Annotated in this window: 6 protein-coding genes; all 6 read right to left on the bottom strand. The window is 35.3% G+C overall.

Going from position 1 to position 7437, the window contains the following annotated elements; translation table 11 throughout:
- Nucleotides 1–28: 28 nt before the first annotated feature.
- A complete protein-coding gene (locus G5B32_RS13820; protein ID WP_165292107.1) occupies nucleotides 29–1822 on the bottom strand; it encodes a peptide MFS transporter in 1794 nt (597 codons plus the stop codon).
- 120 nt (nucleotides 1823–1942) lie between these two features.
- A complete protein-coding gene (locus G5B32_RS13815; RefSeq protein ID WP_165292106.1) occupies nucleotides 1943–3535 on the bottom strand; it encodes a peptide MFS transporter in 1593 nt (530 codons plus the stop codon).
- Nucleotides 3536–3615: 80 nt separating this feature from the next.
- On the bottom strand, nucleotides 3616–4401 hold the full coding sequence (locus tag G5B32_RS13810; protein ID WP_165292105.1) for a hypothetical protein: 786 nt from the start codon (nucleotides 4399–4401) through the stop codon (nucleotides 3616–3618).
- Nucleotides 4402–4483: 82 nt separating this feature from the next.
- Entirely contained in the window at nucleotides 4484–5362 is an 879-nt protein-coding gene (locus G5B32_RS13805) for a sugar phosphate isomerase/epimerase family protein (protein WP_165292104.1), read from the bottom strand.
- Between the two features lie 24 nt (nucleotides 5363–5386).
- Nucleotides 5387–6121, bottom strand: coding sequence for a (Fe-S)-binding protein (locus tag G5B32_RS13800; protein WP_165292103.1), 735 nt, complete (start codon nucleotides 6119–6121; stop codon nucleotides 5387–5389).
- The gene (locus tag G5B32_RS13795) at nucleotides 6114–7436 is read right to left on the bottom strand and encodes an MFS transporter (protein WP_165292102.1); all 1323 of its coding nucleotides are present in this window, start codon (nucleotides 7434–7436) and stop codon (nucleotides 6114–6116) included. The genes G5B32_RS13800 and G5B32_RS13795 overlap by 8 nt, the downstream gene beginning before the upstream one ends.
- Between the last annotated feature and the right edge of the window lies 1 nt (nucleotide 7437).

The following is a 7437-nucleotide window of genomic DNA, read 5'->3' as shown; positions in this document are numbered from 1 at the left end:
TAAATTCTTAGGAGCTTTTTGAATGTTTTTATTTAACACCGTGCATCAATTTTTTGAGTAGCGGATTCAATGCCATTACGATTAAGCCTGCGGCTATTGGAACAATAGTAAAAATCAAGAAGAATGTACTTAACGAATATTGATTCGTAATATTCTCAATCTCTCCACCTAATATAGCAGCCAATTTATTACCAATAGCGATAGCTAAATACCACATACCAAACATAAAGGCAATCATACGCGCTGGTACTAATTTAGATACATAAGAAAGACCAACTGGTGATAAACACAACTCTCCTAATGTATGGAATAAGTAAGCTAATACCAACCAAATCATAGAAACTTTAATTCCTGCTTGAACCCCATAAGCACCAAATGCTAACAATCCAAAACCAATAGCCATAATGATTAAGCCTAAACCATACTTAACAGCAGCTGGCGGATTGAATTTAGAGTCCCAAACTTTAGATACATAGTTTGCGAAAGCAATAATGAAGAATGAATTCAGAATAGAAAACCAAGAAACAGTAATTTCTGAAGACTCTGCCGTGAATTCTTTATATAACATCCATCCAGCAATAGCCCAAATACCTGCAAAACATACAAATTGAACAATATTTGATAATGGTGCTTTACCGTAAGTTGCCTTAGTCAGTTTAGCTACTACATAAGTAATTAACGCTAAAGGAACTACTGTCAACAATGTATTCACAATATTGAAAATAGTTAATGAGTTTCCAGATAACGTACGATCTACATTATCACGTGCAAATATTACTAAAGAAGAGGCTCCTTGCTCGAAAGACATCCAAAAGAATATCACAAAGAATGCGAAGATAATCACCGCGATCATACGATCACGAACTACTTTAGTGTAACGTGTCAATCGAGAAACTACCACAAAAATAAATAATACCAATGCAGTAAGAATAGCAACATCTTGCCCCGCAAAGCCCCCCATTTGCAAACCTGACAAAATATCTAAGCCAGCAATCTTAGACAATGGATCGTTAAATGCATAGGCCAATCCTAATAAAGTCATTACAACTATTAAGATAGTATCCAATCCTGTAAATGGATTCGGTTTATCATCTGGATTTAATGAAGCTGATTGTTGTGCTTTTGCAGCAGCTTTTTGTTCTGCTGTTGGAGGATCCCCTACTTTTCCAAATATTGGTTTAGCAAACCAGAATTGAAGTGTTCCTAAGAACATAAAGATACCTGCAAGACCAAAGCCCCAGTGCCATCCCACTTTTTCTGCTAAATAACCACACAACATCATTCCGAAGAATGCACCAGCGTTTACACCCATATAAAAGATAGTATATGCGCCATCTTTCTTTTGTGGGAAGCTTTTGTACATTTCCGATAAAATAGATGTCATATTTGGTTTAAAGAAACCTGTTCCCACTACTAATGCGCCTAAACCTAAATAAAGGAATAATGGTGAATCAAAAGCCATAAACAAATGGCCTAAAGTCATTATCGCTGCACCAATTACAACAGCCCAACGATAACCTAAATATTTATCGGCTAATATACCTCCAAAAATAGGTGTAATATACAACAACATAGCATAGGTACCATATAAAGCACCTGCTTGCACGGGATCCCAACCCCAACCTGAAAATGGACTACCAACTAAAATAGCCGAGGTCAAGAAGTTAATTAATAATACGCGCATTCCGTAAAAGGAAAAACGCTCCCACATCTCAGTAAAAAATAAAACGAAAAGTCCTGATGGATGTCCCAATACTAAGTGCCCATCGATCCCCTGCTTCTCCAATTCCGCTGAAAAAGAATTGTCCGTAGTCTGACTCATATTCTAATTTTGAATTTTAAGAACCAAAAATACAATTTAGACTTTGAAATCATATAGTATTCTTAAAATAATAACGCTCATCTGTTAAGGATGAGCGTTATTATTTTCTAAACGAGCAAGTTAATTGATACCATGCATCATCTTCTTTAATACGGGGTTAAATAATATAAGTAACAATGCCGTTACCCCTGGAATAATTGCGAATATCATAAAGAAATACGCCATAGAATGTTCTTCCGTAATCTTATCAATATATGAACCCAAGAATCCACCGATAAAATTAGCAATTGCTGAAGCACAGAACCAGAATCCAAAAAGAAGTCCCAAGAATTTTTTAGGTGAAAGCTTACTTACATAAGATAAACCTACAGGCGATAAACATAATTCACCAGTTGTATGGAAGAAATAGGCAATCACTAACCAAATCATGTGTACTGAGGCCGTTTTTGCTCCTTGAGGAATTTCACTAGCTCCATATGCTAAAGCTGCAAAGCCAATACCTACTAAAATCAATCCTAGTGCAAATTTTACAGGTCCGGAAGGATTCCATATTTTTTCCCAAAATTTACTAAAGCCAGAAGCCAAGGAAATAATGAAAAATGAATTTAAGATTTGGAACCAAGAAGCCGCAACTTCTGTTTCGGTAGCACCAAACTCACGTACCAATTTCCAAAGACCCAATCCCCAGATCACAGCAAATGAAATTCCTGTGAATATAATTGTTAATGGATATTGCTTATAAATACGTTTTGCTAACGCAGACAACACTAAAGTTACAATGATAATCGGTGCAATAGTAAGAATACCATCCACCCACTTGAACGTAGTTGCTGCAGAACCTGAAAGTACACGCTGCGTATAATCTTTTGCAAAAATTGACATAGAACCACCAGCCTGTTCAAATGCTAAGAAAAATACAATACTAGCAATCATTAATACTGCCACTACAACTAAACGGTCTCTTACTACATTAGAAGGTAACTCCTCTTCTTTTTCTTCTTCATTATTTTTTATTTTATTATCATGAAAATCTTTGATTTGTTGTGGAGAGTCCCCATTTATACCAAAGATTCTTTGTGCAAAATAAAACTGCAACATACCAAAGAACATGAAGACACCCGCTAAACCAAAACCATAATGCCAACCAATTTTCTCTCCAATGTATCCACATAATAACATGCCTAAGAAAGCACCTGCATTGATCCCCATATAGAAAATAGTGTATCCCGCATCTTTTTTAGAACTGTTGTCTGGATATAGATTTCCTACCATCGAAGAAATATTTGGTTTGAACATACCATTACCCAAGATCATCAATATCAATCCTATATAGAAGAAATATTGGTGAATACCTTCTAATGCCATGGAAGCGTGCCCTAAAGTCATTATAAAAGCTCCAATCAAAATAGCTTTTTTAAAACCTGTAACTTTATCAGCTATAATTCCACCAATTAAGGGAGTAAGATACACGAGACCTGTATACAAACCATATAATTTCATTGCTCGCTCGTTCGACCATTCCCAACCTCCATCTGCTATGGTACTTATCAGAAATAGTGTCAATAAAGCACGCATACCATAATAACTGAAACGTTCCCACATTTCAGTGAAAAACAAAACAAATAGTCCTGCAGGATGCCCATTGACCATTTTGTCGTCAACACCTTGCTTGGCTAAATGTTTTACTAATGCATCATCTTTTTGTTCAATCATAATAATAGATTAATATGTTATTTATTTTTCAATCCACAACAAAGAAAGTGATTTAATCCGAAAAAACAATTTTCATCGATTTAAAACCCAGATACCTTAGTTTTAGAATCAGCATTGGGCAATTCAAACCCATCTGGATTCAAAGCTTCAATATTTTCTACGAAATAAAGCTTTCCATTTCGGATTTCATATCCATTATGGGATAAATCCGGCACTAATTTTTTATAATTCTTACCTTTACTCGAATCAATAGCTACTAAATTATCAAACTCTATTCGATTTTTAGTCTTATTATATTTTACAAACATCGTAGCATTTCTATCATAAGAAAAAATCTTTCGGAAGATACTTTTATCCTCTGAAAAAACAGGAGCTCCGAATTGGATTATATTATTTGGCAGAATGTTTAATACCTCAATAACTTTATGTGTATACTCAGATTGGTGGCCTTTCCAACCTAATAAGAGGTATTGATTTTTAGTAAACGGTATAATCTCATAATATTGAGCACCATACCACATTGAAGATTCAAGTGATTCTTTATTTACATCCTTAATTTCAAAAGTCTTATCCAATAATGGAATTAATTTCAAATCTCCAGATTTGAGCTGCATACTACCGTAAAATAAATAGGAACCATCATGCAATGGAACATTCCATGAGAAAATTCTAAAATTATTATCAGGACTTCTGAGACAGGAAATTACATTCAACTTTTCAAAATCGAAGTAATAAGAATTAGGCTCTTTGAGTGCAGAGACTAATGTTTTTACAAATAAAAAATTGCTTTCTATCCTTTCTGCTTCCGAGGTATTAGAAAATACCTTTTGTCCTAATTGGAACAAACTGTCTTGCCAAATTTGCATCTTTTGAAGGTTCTGTCCAAAAGTCAAATTTGTAAATATCAGAAAGAAGAAAATAAGAAAGCAATTCTTCAGCATAAAATGCTTATTTATATCTTTCTAACAATTTCTTTGTCGCGATGATACCGTCAATTTCACTTAATTCCGAACCTTCGTATTCGATACCAACAAAACCTTTGTATTTCGCATCTTTAACGATTTTCATCATTTTATCGTAATCAATATTGCGCTCATTACCGTTAGCATCAAAAACATGAGATTTTGCACTTACACCTTTAGCATAAGGCATTAAATCAATAACTCCCTGGTAGCGATCATATTCATAGAAATTCCCGAAATCTGGTAAAGCTCCACAATTCTTTTTCCCAACAGTTTTCAAAACACCTGACAACCAATCGCCGTGAGAAGAAATACCGCCGTGGTTTTCCACTATCACATTGATTTTTGCTTTTTTACTGTAATCTGCCAATGTGGACAAACTTTCGACAACACGCTTACCTACCTCTTCTTTAGTACCTTTACCAGCAGCGTTTACGCGAACCGAAGTACAGCCTAAGAAGTTAGCGGCATCAATCCATTTATAGTGATTTTCTACAGCTTTAGCGCGTCTAGCATTGTCTTCATCGCCCAAATTACCTTCACCATCAATCATGATCAACACATTGGTCACGCCACTTGATTTAGCACGGTTCTTCAAGTCTTTGAGATATGTCATATCATTTGCTTTGTCTTTGAAAAACTGATTTACGTATTCTACACCGTAGATACCAAATTTTTCCGCAGCAAACTGAGGGAAATCTATATTTTTTAATTCACCTTTATTAATCGTACGATGCAATGACCATTCAGCCAATGATATTTCGAACCAGGATTTCTTAGCAGCAAATAAATCTAATGATGGAGCAAGTGTAACCCCCGCTGTCACCAACCCCAAGTTTTTAATAAAATCTCTTCTAGTATTCATGTTTATAAGTATTAGTTTTTCTTTTTAAATATTTGCCCAACCAGAGGTCAAGACATCCACCAAATGCATGGTTTTGATTGGAATATTATGCTTTTCGATATAACCTTGAAGCTGCAACAAACAAGAGGCATCGGTCGAAATAATATAATCCGCATTTACAGCCTGCGCATTCTTAACTTTTTGTTCGGCCATAGCACTCGAAATTCCTTCAAATTTCACGGCAAACGTGCCTCCAAATCCACAGCATGTTTCTTGATCTCGCATTTCTACGATCTCTAGCCCACCAACATGTGATAAAAGTTTTCTCGGCTCTTCTTTAATTTTGCATTCGCGCAAAGCAGAACACGAATCATGATATACAGCTGTTCCCACAAGTTCCGCTCCGAAATACTCTTTTTTCAAAACATTCACCAAAAAATCGGATATTTCAAAAATATTTCTTTGCAAAGATCTGCATGTGTTATGTTCTATACTATTGGTGAATAAATCATCGTAACCTCCTTTCACCATTCCAACACAGGATGCTGATGGAGATACAATGTAATTAATATCCGAAAAATCTTTTAAAAATTTTGCGCCAACAAGTTTTGCTTCATCCCAAAACCCCGCATTATATGCAGGCTGCCCACAACATGTCTGTTCCGAATTATAAATCACCTCACATCCTGCCTTTTCTAATAATTTGACGGTATTGAACGCCGTATCAGGATATAGTTGATCTATAAAACAAGGAATAAACAATTCCACCTTTTTATTCATTGACGCTTGATTTTAAGTGTGAATTAAATTTTAGTACCCTCAATAATAACAAAAATCCTAATATAAAGAAAATAGAAAGGGATATCGCTGAATAACGAATATTGTGCGTAATCTGCTCAATTAATCCAAAGCAAACCAATCCAACGACTATTCCTAACTTCTCCGTAATATCATAAAAACTGAAAAAAGCAGTTGTATCTTCTAAATCCTCTGGCAACATTTTGCTATAAGTAGACCGCGAAAGTGATTGTATCCCCCCCATTAGCAAACCCACCATCACCGCAAGTGCATAAAATTGAGTAGCATTACTTAAATAGAAAGCAGAAATACAAATACTTGCCCACAATAAAGTAACCAAAAGCAACACCACGATATTACCCCAATATTTAGCCAAAAGAGACATAATGTAAGCTCCAATTATGGCTACTAATTGAATTAAAATTATAGTTATAATTAGAGATTGTTGTTCCAAATCCAACTCCTTCTGTCCAAACATCGTCGCCACCACCATAATAGTTTGTACCCCTACGGAATTAAAAAAATAAGCCGGCAAAAATCTTTTGATACCTTGATTAGCACGAACTTGAGAAAGCACGCTTTTAAATTCGGAATTCACACGTTGTATCAAGGATACACCTTGTGCCGCTATAGAAGGTGTATTATTGGGTAAAGCTTTGAATGGAATCAAAGAAAAACCCAACCACCATAATCCAACCAACAAAAAGGATAATCGTGCAGGAAATGAAGCATCTGTAATTCCAAACCATTCTGGCTTCAATACAAATACAAAACAGATAATCTGGATAGTCACACATCCGACATAACCATACGCAAAACCTTTGGCACTTACGGCGTCTTGCTTATCTGGAGTAGCAATAAGCGGAAGATACGAATTATTCACAGCGACTCCTCCAATGTATCCCATGGCTGCCAGTGTAAAGCATATAATCCCCAACTCTAAGGTGTCCAATTTAAAGAAAAACAAACCCATACAAGCTATTGAACCTATATAGGTAAAAAGTTTCATAACCTGTAATTTTTTTCCATTCGCGTCTGCGAAAGAAGACAAGAAAGGCAAAGCCAATACCATTACTAAATAAGCAAAAGCCAAGGCATAATTAGAAAGAACGGTATTAATGACTTCGAATCCAAAGAAATTAACTACATCATCTCCTCCATCTTTTGATGAAGTAATCGTAATATAGTATATTGGAAATATTGTTGAGGTAATGACAAGATTGTAAGCCGAATTAGCCCAATCGAACATGGCCCAAGATCGAATTAATTTTTTATCATTCTTTTGATATTCTTCCATA

Source organism: Sphingobacterium sp. SGL-16, assembly GCF_011043515.1.
GTDB lineage: Bacteria > Bacteroidota > Bacteroidia > Sphingobacteriales > Sphingobacteriaceae > Sphingobacterium > Sphingobacterium litopenaei.
The sequence above is the reverse complement of the archived record's forward strand: the minus strand, read 5'-3'. Positions and strand labels throughout refer to the sequence as shown.